Below are 17,662 nucleotides of genomic sequence, written 5' to 3'. Positions count from 1 at the left end.
AATATATACTACTCATTTACAATAAAAGTATATACATCATCATAAATACAGCCATTTACTTTAATCACATACTTCCCAGGTTTATTAAAACTAATTGTGTATTTATTTAACTGAATTGCTTCTTTATCTCCAGAAAGAATATCAATGCTTCTGCCACTTAATACATACAATTCATTTAGATTCATCGTTACATCAATTGTATTGAAATTTTCTACTTTCACTTGCTGTGCTTCCGCAACGCTTACACTTGGTTCTAAAAACAGTAGTCCACTTAATCCAATCGTCCCCGCTAAAGCAACTCCCGCAAACTTTTTAATCTGTTTCATTACAATGACCTCCTTATAGATTTTGCGTAAAGGTAATGTCCTCCCTTACACCACAAAGCCTATATGTAATGAAATGAAAAGTAAACGGGGACTGTAAGACAAAATTCTACATCTTTTTCTCCTATTGAATATAAATCCAACGTTTGGAGTTTTGACACATTTAAAATTGTTTCCCTAAACCAATTTCCCAATAATTTATTCAAATACTGAATAATTACTTATTGATTTAACATTCTAAAAATAGTTGATAAAGATGCTTTCTATTCAAAAAAAGACTTTGCTATAAAAGTAACTTTTACAACAAAATCCATGCAACTAATTTTATTCCGCTTTCCATAATCTCTTTATATTCATTAATTGTTCTTCTTTAAACTCCATCTTATATATATCCGGTTTTGACGTATTCATTAAAAATTCAAAACCATATTGTTTATCAAAATAGTTCATCATTAATGTCATAACAAGCCCATGTGTACCAATTACAATTTTGCATCCTCGAAAATCCATTAAGATTTCTTTTAATACTTTCACTACTCTTCTCTGGCAATCTGCATATGACTCTCCTTCCGTTCGTGCAAAGTCCGGATTAGAGAACATCTTCTGTACAAGTGGATACACCTCCTTGTCTGATATAACCTGATCCTCACTTGAAAACATACACTCTTTAAGATTTTCATATACTACTATTTCTTTTTCATGGAAATTAGCTGACTCCTCTATCGTTAGCATAGCCCGATTATAAGGACTGGAAATAAAAGTATCAATCCTCTCCGCTTTTAATATGTCAGTTACTCCACGGGCATCCATATGTCCCCTCTCAGTTAATCCACGCATTCTTTCATTTCCTTCTAGTTTTGGTGATTCACCATGTCTAACCATATAAATATATGTGCTCATAATTTCTCCTTAAAATTTTTTATAAAGTGAAACTTTAATCAGCCCTCACTAATCGGGCTGCCCGGCAAATAGCGAGATAAGTTAATAAATCACGTTCATTTATCCCATTTCAACACTTAGGGGTAATACTAAAATACTTTATAAACTGTGCTGATTTGTTCGTCTAATCCATTCTCCTACTAAACTCTCAAATAATTCAGGCTGCTCAATTTGTAAATTATGCCCTGCCATATCTAACACTGCTAATGTTGCCCTTGGATATTCTTCAATAATTTCTATAATATTTTGATAACCTACTGATATATCTTGTCTTCCAGTCAGTAAAAGAACGGGATTTTCATATTTTTCATGCTGAAAATCCATAGCAAGAGAGTAATTCTTTTGCAACCTTTCAATAAATTCATAATTAGCAACATCTAACCCAGGCTTAATTTCTTCTTTAAATCGCTTATATGTATATTCATTTGCTATTACAGCTAACTCACAAAACCCCTCTCTTTCTGCGGAAGTGAGCGTATTTAAAAATTCCTGATCTTGTACAATTACCTGTTTATATGGAAGAATCCTTTTTTCTGGCTCCGCTACAACAACAGGACATACTAATAATAATCCGCTAACTCTCTCAAACATCTTTGTAAGTATACCTTTGGCTAAATAGCCTCCATATGATTCTCCTACCAATAAAAATTTTTCAGTAGAAATGATTTCCTCAATAAATGTGATAAGCACTTCTACTATACGATCTGAACTATTTATCCAATTTGGAGCATTCGATTTTCCCATTCCAGGTAAATCAATATATATTCGCTTATAACCTTCATATTTCTGAAATACTGATTCCATACATTTCATCATTAACCTATGGTCAGGGGCGCAGCCATGTATGATAATGACCGGTTTACCCTCTCCCACAATTTCATAGTATATTTCTGCATCTTTAATTCGATATATCATAAAAAAGCCTCCCTATTTAGTGGCAATACTATTCCACTCTGTAAGAATACACGTTCTTATTTTATATCTTTTCTCAACATTTTCACGAATATTAATTTTCAGATTAAAAATAAAAAGCTCACCAAAAAAGATACTCATCATTTTATATGCAATTTTGCATCTCCACTTACAAATCACTAAAAAAACTTTACAATTCAAAGGATGACTAAATATACAATTTCTATTTAAAGTCTTGATACAGTCTATACTATCAACCGCAATATTTTTTCAACCTTAAGAATACTTACACTCTTTAACACTTTCCTTATAAACATGATTTTTATAAGGAAATCTGATACAATTCTTAAATAATATTATTATGTATAGATATAACGAACATAGTGCATAATTAAAGAAGGTGATTTCATTGAAATTAAATAAAAATTTACAATTATGTATATTAATCGGAACATTAATATGCTATTCAATCTATTTTATGTTTTTCTATCTGTTCCCTACTCATTTTTCAAATTCAGATGTACGCTTCGCTTCACTTATCATCGAAGCTATTACATTTGTATCACTGATTTACTCTATATATTCTAAAAAAGTCAGTTCAAATCCATTTTGGATATGTATTACAATAGCAATTGGTAGTTTTTTATTAGGGAAAATAGTATATACATATCAAGATAGCTTCTTCGAAATTCCAATAGATCGTTTTACTATTTCTGATGTATTTTACATGTTTTTTCTATTTTTCTGTCTTATCGCTTTCTGCTATAAAATCTTAAAGGAATGCAATAAATGGGAAAAAGCGTTCTTTATTTGCGATATATGCATAGTGCTTACTTCCATATTTACATTAGAATGGTATTTATTTAATCAACCAAATTTAAATATATTCGCTCTTTCACTAGGAGATGTTTTCCTTTCATTTTTATATCCAATTGCAGATTTATTATTTCTACTGCTAGGTGTTAGTCTCTTTTTCCGTCCAACAATTTTTAATTCCAAACGGAAAATTTATATATTTATTTTTGTATTAATAAGTTCTGCAACTTTTAACTATATTTATTTTTACTTAAATAACCACTTATCAACTGAAACGATAATATTATTACGTCTTTTATATAGAATACCTATATTACTTATTGCAATAGCTGGCTCTATTTCAGAAGATCATAATAGCCATAAAAATTATTTCATTGTAAACCCTATAATAGGAAAAAAAGCTTTAGTTGTATTTCCCTATCTTGCTGTTGCAATACTAATCGGGTTTACATTAAAAGAACAAACATCATCTTCAACTCTCATTACAGGGAATTGTATTACTTTTATTTTCGTACTCATTCGTCATTCTATCGTACGTATGCAAAACAATTCCTTAACAAAACGTTTACAGGCATTTAATGCCCAACTAGAAGAAAAAGTTACTGTACGGACGTCTGATTTAGTTCATAAATCAGAGGCTCTTTCTCAAAAACAACAAAAGTTTAAATCATTATATGAATATCATCCTGACCCTATTTTCACCATTGATTTAAATGGAACATTCTTAAATGTAAATAAGGCTGGGAGTGTACTACTTGGGGCACCAACGGATGAGTTACTAGGCGAAACTTGTTTTTCGATCATTTTAGATGAAGATAAGCATAAGCTAGCATTGGCATTAGAAAAAGTGAAACAACAAGAATCGGCATTCTTACAACTTAGTTCTCAATATAAAGATGGCTTTACTTATTTTTTATACGTTACAATCATTCCTATTATAATAGACGGACAAATTTCAGGAAGCTATATTATGGTGAAAGATATTACTGCACTAAAAAAACAGCAAGAAGAAATAAAATATTTAGCATTCCATGACACTGTAACGAAAATTGGGAACCGTGCCTTTTTCCATAAGAAATTAAAGAGAGTTATAAAAAATGCTAAAATAACAGAAAGCGAATTTGCATTATTATATTTAGATTTAGATCGCTTTAAAGCAATTAACGATACACTTGGACATTCATCAGGAGATTACATATTAGAAGAAGTAGCAAAGCGATTCCAATCATGTCTTCCATCACATACTCATCTTTCAAGAATCGGTGGCGATGAATTTACAATCATAATTGAAAACTATACTGACGAAGATTACTTATTCCAATTATGTAACCAATTATTTGAATGCATGAAAAAGTCATTTATCGTACATGAGCATAAATTAACTTTATCACTGAGTATCGGCATCGCTATTTATCCACATTCCGGAATCGATACCGCTACACTTCTTAAAAACGCTAATGTTGCAATGTATGATGCAAAAGCAAAAGAGCTTAATTCTGTCTCTATTTATGACGATGTAATCGCTAAAAAAATTGAAAGACGATTACGATTAGAAAAAGATTTACCAAACGCACTACAAAATGAAGAATTGTTCCTTTTGTATCAACCTCAAGTTGATAGTGAATCTAATAAAATTATCGGTGCAGAAGCTTTAATTAGGTGGAATCATCCTGAATTAGGTATTATTTCTCCATACGAGTTTATTCCGATTGCAGAAGAAACACTACAAATTATTTCAATAGGAAAATGGACATTAGAGCAGGCTTGTAAGCAAATGAAACGTTGGCACGCACTCGGATATTCACATTTAAAAATAGGTGTAAATTTATCTGCTAAAGAATTTGAACAAGAGGATTTTGTAAAATCTATTTCTTCTACTTTAACAAATACAGGTTTACCAGCAAGCTCTCTTGATCTTGAATTAACAGAGCGAATTGCAATGATGGATGAGCGAGAAACATTGATAAAACTGCGTACACTAAAAAGTTTAGGGATTCACATTTCTATCGACGATTTTGGTACAGGTTATTCTTCGCTAGCCTACTTACCTTTGTATCCAATTGATACGTTAAAAATCCCGAGAGAATTTATTACAATGTCTGAAACATGTGATGATGGAATGGAAATTATTAAAACGATCATCACATTAGCAAATACATTAGGAATGTCTGTCATTGCTGAAGGTGTAGAAACGAAAGAGCACGTAAATTTCCTTCAAAAAAATAAATGTCAGTTTATTCAAGGTTATTATTACAGTAAACCTATTCATATTCATGCATTTACTGAGCTATTAGAAAACGGCATTCACCCATAGGACATAACTAATTAGAATAAATAATAATGAATTTGAACAAATATAGTAAAAAGGAAAGAAGATACCTTCTTTCCTTTTTACTATTTATATTTCTATTAATTCACCACTCCATTTATTATATCTATTAATTGATGAATCCCCTCATCATTTGTTTTCTTATACCCATTCATGTTTTGAATATATTTCTCCTTATTTATATACAACTTATTTACTGCATGTATAAATGTATTCGTACTTACTCTGTCTTGGAGTATAACTTCCGCATATCCTTGCCGTGAAAAATATTCAGCATTTAAAACTTGATCTCCCCTACTGGAACTGTTAGTTAACGGGATAAGCAACATCGGTTTCTTCAAAAATAACAATTCAGAAATAGCAGTAGAACCCGCTCTAGAAACTACAACACTTGCCATATTTAGTATATGCGGCAACTCGTCGCCTATATATTCAAATTGCATATACCCCTCCATGCCAATAGATGGGTCTACCTTTCCTTTACCACATATATGAATAATATTAAAATTTAATAGTATTGTATCTAAACATTCCCTTACCATATCATTTATCCACTTAGCACCTTGACTCCCACCCATAATTAATAATACTGGTTTATCTTGCTGAAATTCACAATATCTTCTTCCTCGTAATACGTTACCCTTCTCAATTTCTTCCCTTACAATTGGTCCTACATAAACCTTCTTCTCATTACTTACATTTTCTCCTGTCTGAGGAAATGTTGTGCATAGCTTTGTAGCAAAAGGTAATGCTATTTTATTGGCAAGTCCTAATGTGCTATCTGGTTCACGTATAATTATAGGCACACGATTTAACCATGCTCCTATAGCTACAGGAACTGAAACAAATCCTCCTGCTGAAAAGATAACGTCAGGCTTTGTTTTCTTAATTAATTTATAACTTTGTAAACAACCTCGTATAATTTTAAAAGGATCTTTAAAATTTTCCCAATCCCAATATCTCCTAAGCTTGCCCGTTGAAACACTATTGTATTTAACATTTTGCACTAATGATTTTTCAATTCCATTTTTTGATCCAATATACTCGACTCTCCAGCCTTTCTCTATAAATTTAGGAATTAATACAATATTAATCATAACGTGTCCGGCTGTACCGCCCCCAGTAAAAAGAATCGTTTTGCTCATAACTTATACCCACCTTTATTATTAAAAATCTAGCTATCTCTTTACCTTTTAAATGTAAATAAACTTATTATTTTTTATATAAATCTTTAACTCCACCTCTATATCTTGTAAAAGATCTTTAATGAGTTCATAAAAATCATTTCCATACTCACTACACTCGTATTGAGCAAAGATTTGAATCACATATCTAGTTTCCGTCTCTAATGCTGACTTTATTTGATTAACCCTTTTTTCTTCTACATACGCTTGATATTTATGTATTGCCTCATAAAGACGCAATACATGCGCTTCTTCATCTCTCCAATCCAACGTATCAACAATTGAAAGAAATAGCGTATTTTGATTATCTATTATTTCATAATCATTCATATATTTCTTACACCCTTTTTTGTTTTTCATTGCATGCAGATGTCACTACACTTCGCATACTCAAGTACATCTTTTAATGATTGATGAAATTCAATTTCTGGGATCCAACCTAACTTTTTTATCTCCTCTATTGCTAAACTCTCATTTGAGTCGCTCCCATTTTTCTCTGTTTCCTCTATAAAAAAATTTAGCTGTGTTAATTCTTTATATTGTTCTAGTACATTTAATAAAGATCGTTTTACTCCTGATCCGATATTATATTGTTTTCCATTTATTCCATCTCGTAATAACACATGATACGCTTTAATCGCATCACGTACATCTAGAAAATCTCTACTATCTTTCAAACTGTTTACTTCAATAATGGCTTTACTTCTACCTGATTCTATATCTATCATTTTCTTTGCGAGAATCGAACAAATGCCATTCGATTCCCCTGGACCAATTAAGTTTGAGGGCTTTGCAATGATAATATTTGAATCCATTAATCCTCCCCAAGCCTCTGCAATAATGACTTGCATCGTTTTACTTAAACTATATGGATTTGAAATTTTTATTTCGTTCATACTATCTGCTTGCAAAGCAGATCCTATAACTAATGTTCTACAATGCGAGGCTTCTTGCTTAATTGCTTCTAATAAATATAACGTTCCTATTACATTAATCTCTATATACTCAAGAGCAGCTGTCCAAGATTCTATAACCGAATTCCTTCCTGCTAAATGCAATACGTAGTCTGGCTTTATTTGTTTCATTACCTTCATTACTTCGCTCTTATTAGTTAAATTACAAGTAATACCATTTCTAATTTTTTCTCTATGTGCACGATTTTGAAACATAGGAATTACATGAAAGCCCTGCTCTAAAAAATATTGGCAAGCATGGCGTCCTGTGAAACCATTTGCACCAGTTATTAAAAGGCTCGCATTTTTTTTCATCGCAAAAACCCTCCTTTTAATAGCATTTGTTTCACCTCATGTTTTGCAAGCAAGTCTTGTTGAGAACTAAAACTCTTCACATCCACTAGCGGATAGCTAGAATAATATTCTTGAAGTCCTTCGATAGGAATCGTCGGTAGTACCACAAAATAATTTTGATCAAAGCTTATACTTGTTTTACTCTCTACCTCAGATAGAAGCATTTCACTTAATTTTTCACCCGGTCTTATCCCTACCTCTTTCACCTTAATGTTTTCTTTTTTTGAATCTTCAATTAATATTTCTGCTAAATCTGTTATTTTACATGCCGGCATTTTCATAACAAAGATTTCCCCGCCTCTACCTTGATATACTGCTTTAAATAACAATCCAACAGCATCTTCAACTGTTAAGAAAAATCTAGTCATATTCGCATCGGTAATCCCTACTTGTGAAGATCTTTTAATTTGTTGTTTAAAAAGCGGTACTACACTTCCACTCGTTCCTAAAACATTTCCACCACGAACACAAATGAATTTTGTTTTCTTCGTTTGTATATTCGCATGAACCATTAATTTTTCACCAATTGCTTTTGTCATCCCATACGTATTTGATGGATCAGCTGCTTTATCCGTTGAAACATATATAACTTTTTCAACTTGCGTCTTTGTAGAGGCTTCAATTACATTTTGCGTACCATGTATGTTAGTTTTTATAGCTTCATAAGGATAATACTCACATACTGGAACGTGTTTTAAAGCTGCAAGATGGAATACATAATGTACACCTTGGCATGCATAGACTAGTTGATCTTTATCACGAATATCTCCAATAATAAATTTTAGCCTATCATCATTTATAAACTGTTGCTGCATTTCAAACTGGACCGTTTCATTTCTTGAAAAAACTCTAATTTCTTTCGGTGATTTTTCTAATAGTTGTTTTATAAGTTCATGCCCCCACGAACCTGTACCACCAGTAATTAAAATTATTTTATTTAACATTCCTTTTCCTCCTACGAAACATCTCAATTTAAATAATATTTATTGAATTATTTTCAATTGATTCAAATCATAATCGTCGTTTGTTACATTTAATTGACAAAATAAAAAAACAGAAACTATTAAACTTAGTTTCTGTTTTTCATTTCACCTCACAACAGTAAGATTTTTTATACTGTTTGCATGATAAATAAATTCCTTGTAAAAAACACCGCTCATTTATTTCTTATACTCGTAATAAAATAAATAGAATGATTCATAGCCAATAATCATGTTTAAATTTATGAAAAAGGGAGGTAACGGAATGGACCGAAACAATTCATATCATACATATAACGGACCTTCCAAAGCACTGCCTCTCTCCCTATTCGATGTAAAAAATGAATTGAAACAAAAAAGCAAACTTATTCCTTCTGATACCATGTATAAATTAACGAAAGAAGAGCAACTCATCATCAACAAAATAAAAATACAAACAGAACAGCTAAATAAAAATAATGTTACAAGAACACGCGCATACTACCAATTTTACATTCAATATCCAGAAATACATTGGGCACTGCTTGGGCATATGGTATCACGTAACGGCGGTTGGAATATGACTGATTTAAAGGGCGATTTATATACGAGAATTTTATCAGAGAAAGATCAATTCATATTTTTTTCTTTTTTAGAAAGAGGGAATTGGCTTATTTTCCAAGATGTATACCCTCAATTTTTACTTTACGAACAAAGTGTAAAGAGATCACAAAAGTTATTTCACCTTCTTCCTCACCTAAATGTTTCTACATTTATGGAAACGATGTGGAACGATTTTTGGAAAACAGGCAACAAAAAAACATTAGCGATTGCAACTATTGTTAATGAACAAAACTACTTAGAAAAAAGAGTGATTCAAAATGTACAATTTAAAAAGACTGTACTAAATAGTATTGGATTTAAACTCTTTGATTTCTTTCAGTTTAATCATATCCTTTTCCCATTCTACGAAAATGATAAAAAACAAAAAGTATTACTATTTGGTGATACAATGAAACATTTCACTTCCTTACATGAACGAATATTAATTGGAAAAAGATTGTATTCATTATTATTTCGAGATACACATGTTTTATCTCAAATAATAAGCTGGGCCCAACATCATCCGCATACAGGCTCAAGGAAAGATTACTGGCCCCATTTATTTTCAAGTGTAAATGAATCTTTTTCCCGTGAGTTTTATAAGCGCCGAATAAAGAAATGCCAGTTGCGAAGTGGCGCTTATCGTATATACAGTCCTTCACTCATCTATGCATGGCGAGATATGAAGCATGAAGAAGTTGACAGTGAAGATTGGTTTACCGATTGGCAAGTTGTAAATTACTTAGTTGATAAGGAGGAAAATATAAATGGACAAATTACAGAAGACTACTGCAAAACACTCGAAAAAATTGAACTCGCAATTCTCGCAAAGAAAAATGTCCTCCTCCGAGAAGAAGAATGAGTTTCTAGCATTAGTAGTTACAATCTTTCTCTCTTCTATTATTGGAACTTGTTTAGATGCTTTTTTTGTCCATAAACAAATATATTCCTTTCCAGCTAGACCCTTCTCATCCACATTTTTAGTTAATATAGCTTTTACATTGTTCGTACTGCCGATTTTAACAGTTATCTTTATACACATTTCAAAAAAATTATCTAAAGTTTCTAGAATTCTATTTATTATTTCGATCGGTATTTGCGCTAGCCTTTTTGAACAGATTGCTGAAAGTTTAGGTTTATTTGTACATAGTGCGAATTGGAACCATACATATTCTTTATTTGGTTATATGATTTTTTATTCTTTTATTTGGAACGTATATAATTGGATAAAAAAATAAAGAGACCATTATAGGTCCCTTCTTAAGCATACTCTTCCATTATTGCGAATGGTGCCAGTGTTTGAAGGCTTTTAGAGCGTAAACGATAGGCAACGACTTTCTTCTTATATTGCTTAATGACATCAACATGTTCCTCATAGCTATATAGAGAAAACCTAATCTCTTTATTCCCTTTCTTCGTATCAATGACTATTGGTTTCCCTTCTCCGTGCGGCGGGAAATAATGTTTATCTAAAAACAAAGCCTCATTAAATTCATGAATAACTTGTAGTTTCATTTCTCCCTCTATATTTTTTCCATCTATCGATATAGAAGTATTTTCCGCCTCAAGCTTTTGATGCAATTCAAATTTACTAATAATTGATTCTACAACAGAAGTGGGCATGCTAGAAACTAATACTTTAATAGCTCCAAAAACAAATAATGTAACTATAAACCATGTTGTCATTGTTATCATCTCCATTACATTTAAAAAATAAATTTCATTCCATACGGTATTAGTATACTAATGAGTATTCCAGTTACAATCATCGTTACCGAACCGATTGTCGCCTCTTTCTCGCCTTCCTTCACGAGACGGCTCACACCGATAATATGTGATGCACAGCCCATTCCAACTCCTTTTCCAATCGTACTTGTTATACTGAAAAACTTAAGTACTGTTGGTCCGATAATAGCGCCTGTTATTCCTGCAACAACTACAAAACTAGAAGTCATAGATGGAATACCACCAATTTGATCCGCTAATGATAGGGCAATAGGCATCGTTGCTAACTGTGGTAAAGTAGTTAATATAAGTTCCTTATCTATATTTAAAATTCCGCCAATCACTACATTCATACTCGTTACAGCCACTATACCTATCACTACTCCAATAAGTATCGATAAAAAATTTTTCATAAGTATCTTTCGCTCTTTAAATAGAGGTATGGCTAATGCTACAATTGCAGGGCTCAATAAGCTTGAAAGAATGTCTCCTCCATGTTCCCTATACTCATGATGAGAAATACCAAAAATGAAAAATAAACAAATCATAATTGCCGTAACTGTTAACACCGGTAACGTAAATGCAAACGTAAATTTTTTATATAGCTTTGTCGCCAAGAAATAAATTGCTACAGTAATAATAATTAAGACCATTTGAATCGTGCACCTTGTCGATTTTATTTTTTTGTTGTTATTAATAATTGACTTATATACCCTGAAACAATCAAAGTTACTACAGTACTTGCAACTACTAAAAGGAATATAATACTCCCCTTACTTAAAAGAAAAGACCCGTATTCCATCAGCCCTGTTGTCGAAGGGATTAAAAATAACGGTAAAAATACGATTAACTTTTCCGCACCTAACTCAAACCATTTTAACGGTAAAATGCGAGTGGAAAGGAGCAGGAACAGCATTAACATCCCTATTAAACTTCCCGGTATTGATAGATGGAATATTTCCTGAATCCACGTACCCACTAAGCTAAATATATATAGCACGCCTACTTGAAGTAAAAGCATCACGTACTTCATTTCTTTCCCTCATTTCACTATCACACATCCATATTATGAAATTTCATTTAGCGTGTCGGCAAACCGTTTAATTCCAAGTTGAATTTGTTCTATATTCGCTCTACCAAACGTAAATCGTATATATTCATTTTTCGAACCTAAAACACTGCCCGGAACAAATGCGACACCATTCCGTATAGATTCACCTAATAAGTGATATTCATCAAACTTTCCTTTCACTTTACACCATACATGTATTCCACCCTCTGGCACGAAACATTCAACTCGGTCTCCCAATGTTCCTTCAAGCTCTGCAATTAATTCATCTCTTCTTTGCTTCAATTGTCCACGAAGTATCGTAATATGTGTATGAAAATCCTTTGATTCTAAAAATTGATTTGCTACCCACTGCGTAAATACACTATGGCCAAAATCAACTTGTTGCTTTGCATCTGCTAAACGCTCAATTACACGTGTAGGACCAATTATCCATCCAATACGTAATCCTGATGCAACAATTTTTGATAATGAACTTATATAAAGAACATTTCCATTTTGGTCCATTGATTTTAATGTCGGGTTCACTTCTCCATTAAAAGAAATTAAACTATACGGATCATCTTCTACAATTGGTATACCGAACTCAGAAGACAGTTCTAAAATTTTTTTACGTCTCGCTAATGAAAGCACAGTACCTGTTGGATTTTGATAATCTGGATTCAAAAAGACCATACGAATGCGATGCTTTTTGTGCAAATCGATTAAGTCATCTGGATTCATTCCATGCTCATCAACAGGTAAATGAAATATGTTTAAACCGGCCGATTTAAACATTGGAAGCGAAAAACAATATGACGGATCTTCAATCGCAATCGCATCGCCAGGTTTTAATAAACATTGAACGATAAGATTAAGCGCCTGTTGTGCTCCAGACGTAATAAGAATAGAGCTTGAATCTGCTTCAATTTGTTTATATTGCTGAACATGTGCTGCAATTGTTTTTCTCAACATCTCATTTCCAAGTGGATGGTCATAGCCGAGATTTTCCATAAATGTTTTCTCCGCCAAAATTGTTCGAAATCTATCACTCGGAATTAATTCTGGTGACAGTTCACCACTCGCTAAATTAATTAAATCATCTTTTTGTGTTTCCGTTCGAATTTGTTGAACGAGTGGTACGTTAGGTAAGAACGATCCATCCTCCACGTACCTACCCCAGTTCGGTATTCGTTTATGTGAGACACCCCATATGTCTGTATTAACCCGTGTTCCGCTTCCCTTTTGCCGTTCTACTACTCCAAGTGATTTTAATTCTTCATACGCAGCTACTATTGTACTCCGGTTCACCTGTAATTCCTTTGCCAATATACGCTCAGAAGGTAACTTACTATCAGAAGGAAATTCACCTGAAGAAATGCCTCTTTCAATATAATCAGCAATTTGTTTATATACAGGTGTCTTATCTGCACGATTTGGTTTCCATTCCATCTAGTTTCCTCCTTTCAAAACGAACTATCCTCATTTTTCACTAACAGTATTCACCGTAAAAATAGTATTAATTAGTCACATTTTCTTATCCGTAAATGGATATATCCAAAATGGTTCTTTTTCTGATTACTCAATAGCTTCTGAAATTCCAACTTCATACTCTCATTTCAGTTCTTTTACAAACTATTAAATCATTACCGCGTACCATGTTACCCCGGCCAGTAGAACAAAAAGAAGAAGAATATAGATTGCAGATAAGTTTTTCACATTTCTTTTTGTAGACTTACCGTAATTCTCCTCCACGTTTCTTGCAACTAGTACAGTCCCAAATAGCGATACAATTACAATAATAACGACTAGTGAAATTGCAAAACTCATTGTCTTTTCACCTCTCTAAGACCCATCTATTTTAATTAAAGAACTTACATAAAAACCTTCCTCTTTAAAACGTTGATAACATACTACCTTTCTTCTCTTATCATAATAGATGTTTGCAAAAAGCGGACCAACCACTTTCGTGTTTTTTTGCTCATCCACTTAAAAAAATAAAAAGCAACTGATCACTTAGGACCAGTTGCTTTTTTCACACGATAATTTTTCATTTAAAATTAATTCGATTTAAAAGTTTCGCCTTTTCATAATGAAACATCGACTGAGATAACTCAAAAATTGTTCCATTTACAAGATACACTGTATTTTCAATAAGAAGCGCCGGATCACCTTCATTTAATTCTAAAAGCTGTGCATTTTCTTTATTTACTTTTTCACAACTAATAACTTTATCAGCAAAACCAATATTTAATCGTAAATCTTCAATGAAATAACTGTATACAGAGCTTAATGCTATTTCTTCGTTCAAATATGGAATAATATCCTTTTTGAAATAACTTACTTCAATAGAGAATGGTTTAGCATCTACAATTCTTAAGCGCTTCAAAAAATACAACCTAGTTCCAGCTTCGCATTGCATCCGCTTCGCTATCTCTTCGTCCGCATCTATTACTTCCAGCTCTAACACTTTCGTTTCAATATTTTGTGAAACAAGATTTTTCGTTAATCCACGTAAACTTCCTAAATTAATGTAATCTGTTACAGAAGTTTCGCGTAAAAACATGCCACTACCCTGCACTTGAAAAATATAACCTCTATTCACAAGCTGACTAATTACTTTACGTATCGTATTACGGCTTACTTCAAATCGATTCATCAACGCTTCTTCTGTAGGTAGTTTTTTCGTTTCATTAAAAAGCCCATCTCGAATGTTTTGCTCTAACACATCTGCAATTTGTTTATACTTTGCACTCATACACTTTCTCCTAAAATACTCTTTTATCTGTTATAACTCTTCCCCTCTCGTTTCGATCACACGTTTATACCAATGAAACGAAAGTTTCTTCTTACGTTTTAAGTTATCATTATGATCGACAAAAATAAAGCCATATTGCTTTTTATATCCATTTAACCAACTTAAAAGATCAATCACTGACCATGCATAATAACCTTTTAAGTTAATTCCCTCTTCAATTGCACGCTTCATTACTTTTAAATGCGCTTCAATAAATTTAATTCTCGGAACATCTACAATTTCTCCGTCAATGATTGGATCTTCATCACCAAGTCCATTTTCCGTTACATACATCTTTATGTCACCGTAACGCGCTTTCAACATATGCAATCCCTCTAAGAAACCTTCGGGAGATATTTCCCATCCCCATTTTGTATATGTTTTATCATCCATTTTAACTGTTCGATAAAAACCATCAAAAGAAGGGTTACCTGGAGCAAGCGTTGAGTTTTCTCGAGAATGTTCCTCACTCTTTATATCCATATCGTATCTTTCTACTCGTATTGGTTGATAATAATTCAAGCCAATAAAATCATTTTCTTCTGCATTTTGTTTAATGATTTCTAATTCTGCAACCGTCCAATTAGGAGTCCATCCTTTTTCCTTTAATTGTTGTACAACATAAGACGGATACTCGCCTTTTAAAATTGGATCATAATACCAATACGTTTCATATTCATTCGCATGATTTGCTACTTGTATATTTTCTTTTTGATCATCCACACTATAAGCTGGTAAGAAAACATGTGTAATCCCAATCTCACCATATTGTTTCAGCTGCTTGTACACCGCAACTGTTTTCGCGTGTGCATAAAATACATAATGAGTCGCTTGAAAATACTTTGGAACATCATTTTGTATTCCTGGTGGATGTGCACCTTTTAAATAACCTAATCCACAAAACATTACGGTCTCATTAAAAGTAATCCAATGCTTAACTCTGTCACCAAATGCCTTAAAACAAGTTTCTGCATATTTTACGAAAGCCTCTGCTGTTCTTTTATTCGTCCATCCACCATCTTTTTCTAACGGTAATGGTAAATCCCAATGATATAAAGTGACAAACGGCACAATCCCGTATTTTAAACATTCATCAATTAAGTTGTTATAAAATTCAATCCCTTTTTCATTTACCTTTCCATCTCCAGTCGGCAATATTCTCGCCCAAGAAATAGAAAAACGATACGATTCTAATCCCATCTCAGCCATTAAGCGAACATCTTCCTTATATCGATGATAATGATCAACAGCTACATCACCATTTGTTCCATTGTATGTTTTGCCAGGAATTTTTGAAAACTCGTCCCAATTCGTAACACCTTTTCCATCTTCATTCCATGCACCTTCTACTTGATAAGAAGCTGAAGCAGCTCCGAATAAAAAATCATGTGGAAACTTCATAGTATATACCTCCATTTCATTACAACAAATCAAATTCATTCACATATATAAAATTTATAGGTACAAATTTTATATATATATGATTATATCTTATGTTTTTATTTTTTTCTATTATAAAAGTACAATTTCTATTGTTGGTTATTGGAAAAGAAAAAGAAGCGATATATTTTATCGCTTCTTACTCTCATCATCTTTATTCTTTTATTAATGACTTATTCGCTCTTATAACTTCTTGATACAATAATGGTGACCACTTTTCATTTATGTAGTCTTGAATTACCCAGCCTACTCTTGTAGGATTCTTTTGTTTTATATCGTTTGCAATTTCAGGATTTATATAAGAAGCGTAGTAATATGGACTATTCCATGCTGTACCACCAGAAGACAAGCTTGTAAAATTAATATATAGATGATTTAAATCCTCGCTATTGTTCATCGTTTCATCCATCGTATCTTTAATAGATTTTACTTTCTCATCATAATTCACTTTATATTTATCTTGTACTGTTACATTTACATTTTGGTTTACAGTTGTGGTAAACGTCTCATTATCTGGCCAATAAAAATTATTATATCCTCCAGATTCATTACTACCACTATATCTTTTTAGTAGTACAATTTTCCCACGAGCATCTCCAAGTTTTATATTTCCTTCTGTTTTTAAAAAGATAGGATCAACAAAATAATTTTTTTCAAACGTACTACTAAATGAACCTTCTGCCCCTTTCATATCCTCATACTCTTTTTTTAAAGACATAATAATTGTTTCACTCGGGTTATCTTTTAAAAATTGTTTCGCTTCATTTATGAATTCATGCAGTGTTACGTAAAGATATAATGGCCCATGATGAAGAACTATCGTATTATCATCTGTTAAACGTCCTCTTATATCAAAAATGCGAGCTCCATGGTCCATTTGATAGCGAAAATCATATTCTTGCGTCATTCCCCACACTTGCTTAATCGGATTTTGCAACTTGAACGTCCCACTATCGTGTGTTCCTGGAATTGAAATTCGTGCTAACGGGATATTATCAGGTATAGGTTGCATCCATTTTGACCAATTTTCAAGCTCATTAACAGAGCTAGCTGCAACTACTCTCTTATCATGTAAAGCAAATACAAATGTGATAAATATTGTACTACATATGAATAATTTCAAAATTAACTTCTTATTGCTCATTATTATCCCTCACTTTTTCTGTTTTTACATCAAACTTATTGAATATAATATAAGCTAGTTCATAAAAAATAAATAACATTTCATCAATATGAAATATTGCATAGAAGTAAAGTTAAAAAATCATTCACATATACTA

At 32.3% G+C, this 17,662-nt stretch carries 18 protein-coding genes; 3 read left to right on the top strand and 15 right to left on the bottom strand.

Annotation, left to right across the window (positions count from 1 at the left end; all coding sequences use genetic code 11):
• Positions 1–8: 8 nt before the first annotated feature.
• The 3 genes from H6481_RS03465 to H6481_RS03455 form a co-directional block, all read right to left on the bottom strand.
• The gene (locus H6481_RS03465) at positions 9–326 is read right to left on the bottom strand and encodes a hypothetical protein (RefSeq protein ID WP_000809495.1); all 318 of its coding nucleotides are present in this window, start codon (positions 324–326) and stop codon (positions 9–11) included.
• 321 nt (positions 327–647) lie between these two features.
• Positions 648–1,223 carry a histidine phosphatase family protein gene (locus H6481_RS03460; protein ID WP_097920683.1) on the bottom strand — a complete coding sequence of 192 codons (576 nt, stop codon included), beginning with the start codon at positions 1,221–1,223 and terminating at the stop codon, positions 648–650.
• Between the two features lie 138 nt (positions 1,224–1,361).
• Positions 1,362–2,177 carry an alpha/beta hydrolase gene (locus tag H6481_RS03455; protein WP_153218221.1) on the bottom strand — a complete coding sequence of 272 codons (816 nt, stop codon included), beginning with the start codon at positions 2,175–2,177 and terminating at the stop codon, positions 1,362–1,364.
• A 406-nt stretch (positions 2,178–2,583) separates the two neighbouring features.
• On the opposite strand from H6481_RS03455, the gene H6481_RS03450 reads away from it, so the two are divergent.
• The gene (locus tag H6481_RS03450) at positions 2,584–5,304 is read left to right on the top strand and encodes a bifunctional diguanylate cyclase/phosphodiesterase (protein WP_142307223.1); all 2,721 of its coding nucleotides are present in this window, start codon (positions 2,584–2,586) and stop codon (positions 5,302–5,304) included.
• A 95-nt stretch (positions 5,305–5,399) separates the two neighbouring features.
• On the opposite strand, the gene H6481_RS03445 is transcribed toward H6481_RS03450, so the two are convergent.
• Genes H6481_RS03445 through H6481_RS03430 form a run of 4 tightly spaced genes read right to left on the bottom strand, consistent with a single transcriptional unit; the run spans position 5,400 to position 8,754 of the window.
• A complete protein-coding gene (locus H6481_RS03445; protein WP_000047555.1) occupies positions 5,400–6,464 on the bottom strand; it encodes an undecaprenyldiphospho-muramoylpentapeptide beta-N-acetylglucosaminyltransferase in 1,065 nt (354 codons plus the stop codon).
• 48 nt (positions 6,465–6,512) lie between these two features.
• Complete coding sequence (locus tag H6481_RS03440) at positions 6,513–6,863, bottom strand: DUF6572 domain-containing protein (protein ID WP_002094117.1); 351 nt, start codon at positions 6,861–6,863, stop codon at positions 6,513–6,515.
• Positions 6,860–7,771, bottom strand: coding sequence for an NAD-dependent epimerase/dehydratase family protein (locus H6481_RS03435; protein ID WP_182811024.1), 912 nt, complete (start codon positions 7,769–7,771; stop codon positions 6,860–6,862). The genes H6481_RS03440 and H6481_RS03435 overlap by 4 nt, the downstream gene beginning before the upstream one ends.
• On the bottom strand, positions 7,768–8,754 hold the full coding sequence (locus H6481_RS03430) for a UDP-N-acetylglucosamine 4,6-dehydratase family protein (protein WP_000932607.1): 987 nt from the start codon (positions 8,752–8,754) through the stop codon (positions 7,768–7,770). Before H6481_RS03430 ends, H6481_RS03435 begins: the two co-directional genes overlap by 4 nt.
• Positions 8,755–9,055: 301 nt before the next feature.
• Here H6481_RS03430 and H6481_RS03425 point away from each other — a divergent pair, with 301 nt between their 5' ends.
• Both H6481_RS03425 and H6481_RS28750 read left to right on the top strand, forming a co-directional pair.
• Positions 9,056–10,234, top strand: coding sequence for a DUF2515 domain-containing protein (locus tag H6481_RS03425; RefSeq protein ID WP_000375774.1), 1,179 nt, complete (start codon positions 9,056–9,058; stop codon positions 10,232–10,234).
• Positions 10,209–10,610, top strand: a complete 402-nt coding sequence (locus H6481_RS28750; protein WP_015406501.1) for a CBO0543 family protein — start codon at positions 10,209–10,211, stop codon at positions 10,608–10,610. Before H6481_RS03425 ends, H6481_RS28750 begins: the two co-directional genes overlap by 26 nt.
• A 22-nt stretch (positions 10,611–10,632) precedes the next feature.
• Here H6481_RS28750 and H6481_RS03420 read toward each other — a convergent pair whose 3' ends face one another.
• The 8 genes from H6481_RS03420 to plcA form a co-directional block, all read right to left on the bottom strand.
• Positions 10,633–11,058 carry a YfmQ family protein gene (locus tag H6481_RS03420; protein WP_182811022.1) on the bottom strand — a complete coding sequence of 142 codons (426 nt, stop codon included), beginning with the start codon at positions 11,056–11,058 and terminating at the stop codon, positions 10,633–10,635.
• Between the two features lie 20 nt (positions 11,059–11,078).
• Complete coding sequence (locus H6481_RS03415; RefSeq protein WP_182811020.1) at positions 11,079–11,750, bottom strand: LrgB family protein; 672 nt, start codon at positions 11,748–11,750, stop codon at positions 11,079–11,081.
• Between the two features lie 23 nt (positions 11,751–11,773).
• Complete coding sequence (locus H6481_RS03410; RefSeq protein WP_000878380.1) at positions 11,774–12,130, bottom strand: CidA/LrgA family holin-like protein; 357 nt, start codon at positions 12,128–12,130, stop codon at positions 11,774–11,776.
• Between the two features lie 33 nt (positions 12,131–12,163).
• Positions 12,164–13,597, bottom strand: a complete 1,434-nt coding sequence (locus H6481_RS03405) for a PLP-dependent aminotransferase family protein (protein WP_000454956.1) — start codon at positions 13,595–13,597, stop codon at positions 12,164–12,166.
• A 186-nt stretch (positions 13,598–13,783) separates the two neighbouring features.
• Positions 13,784–13,975, bottom strand: coding sequence for a hypothetical protein (locus H6481_RS03400; protein ID WP_000006458.1), 192 nt, complete (start codon positions 13,973–13,975; stop codon positions 13,784–13,786).
• A gap of 220 nt (positions 13,976–14,195) precedes the next feature.
• Complete coding sequence (locus H6481_RS03395; protein WP_001274912.1) at positions 14,196–14,903, bottom strand: GntR family transcriptional regulator; 708 nt, start codon at positions 14,901–14,903, stop codon at positions 14,196–14,198.
• Between the two features lie 30 nt (positions 14,904–14,933).
• Complete coding sequence (locus H6481_RS03390; RefSeq protein WP_182811018.1) at positions 14,934–16,343, bottom strand: glycoside hydrolase family 1 protein; 1,410 nt, start codon at positions 16,341–16,343, stop codon at positions 14,934–14,936.
• A 193-nt stretch (positions 16,344–16,536) separates the two neighbouring features.
• Positions 16,537–17,526: a phosphatidylinositol diacylglycerol-lyase gene (gene plcA / locus H6481_RS03385; protein ID WP_000066296.1), complete on the bottom strand. Its 990-nt coding sequence runs from the start codon at positions 17,524–17,526 to the stop codon at positions 16,537–16,539.
• Positions 17,527–17,662 lie beyond the last annotated feature (136 nt).

This window comes from Bacillus sp. ME78 (assembly GCF_903970865.1).
In the GTDB taxonomy this organism is placed as follows: Bacteria; Bacillota; Bacilli; order Bacillales; family Bacillaceae_G; genus Bacillus_A; species Bacillus_A cereus.
This window is presented reverse-complemented; position numbering and strand designations above follow the sequence as displayed.

Bases quoted from the DNA above. Each gene is read 5' to 3' on its own strand.
- H6481_RS03465 (WP_000809495.1), bottom strand. From the start codon at position 326: ATGAAACAGATTAAAAAGTTTGCGGGAGTTGCTTTAGCGGGGACGATT.
- H6481_RS03460 (WP_097920683.1), bottom strand. From the start codon at position 1,223: ATGAGCACATATATTTATATGGTTAGACATGGTGAATCACCAAAACTA.
- H6481_RS03455 (WP_153218221.1), bottom strand. From the start codon at position 2,177: ATGATATATCGAATTAAAGATGCAGAAATATACTATGAAATTGTGGGA.
- H6481_RS03445 (WP_000047555.1), bottom strand. From the start codon at position 6,464: ATGAGCAAAACGATTCTTTTTACTGGGGGCGGTACAGCCGGACACGTT.
- H6481_RS03440 (WP_002094117.1), bottom strand. From the start codon at position 6,863: ATGAAAAACAAAAAAGGGTGTAAGAAATATATGAATGATTATGAAATA.
- H6481_RS03435 (WP_182811024.1), bottom strand. From the start codon at position 7,771: ATGAAAAAAAATGCGAGCCTTTTAATAACTGGTGCAAATGGTTTCACA.
- H6481_RS03430 (WP_000932607.1), bottom strand. From the start codon at position 8,754: ATGTTAAATAAAATAATTTTAATTACTGGTGGTACAGGTTCGTGGGGG.
- H6481_RS03425 (WP_000375774.1), top strand. From the start codon at position 9,056: ATGGACCGAAACAATTCATATCATACATATAACGGACCTTCCAAAGCA.
- H6481_RS28750 (WP_015406501.1), top strand. From the start codon at position 10,209: ATGTCCTCCTCCGAGAAGAAGAATGAGTTTCTAGCATTAGTAGTTACA.
- H6481_RS03420 (WP_182811022.1), bottom strand. From the start codon at position 11,058: ATGACAACATGGTTTATAGTTACATTATTTGTTTTTGGAGCTATTAAA.
- H6481_RS03415 (WP_182811020.1), bottom strand. From the start codon at position 11,750: ATGGTCTTAATTATTATTACTGTAGCAATTTATTTCTTGGCGACAAAG.
- H6481_RS03410 (WP_000878380.1), bottom strand. From the start codon at position 12,130: ATGAAGTACGTGATGCTTTTACTTCAAGTAGGCGTGCTATATATATTT.
- H6481_RS03405 (WP_000454956.1), bottom strand. From the start codon at position 13,597: ATGGAATGGAAACCAAATCGTGCAGATAAGACACCTGTATATAAACAA.
- H6481_RS03400 (WP_000006458.1), bottom strand. From the start codon at position 13,975: ATGAGTTTTGCAATTTCACTAGTCGTTATTATTGTAATTGTATCGCTA.
- H6481_RS03395 (WP_001274912.1), bottom strand. From the start codon at position 14,903: ATGAGTGCAAAGTATAAACAAATTGCAGATGTGTTAGAGCAAAACATT.
- H6481_RS03390 (WP_182811018.1), bottom strand. From the start codon at position 16,343: ATGAAGTTTCCACATGATTTTTTATTCGGAGCTGCTTCAGCTTCTTAT.
- plcA (WP_000066296.1), bottom strand. From the start codon at position 17,526: ATGAGCAATAAGAAGTTAATTTTGAAATTATTCATATGTAGTACAATA.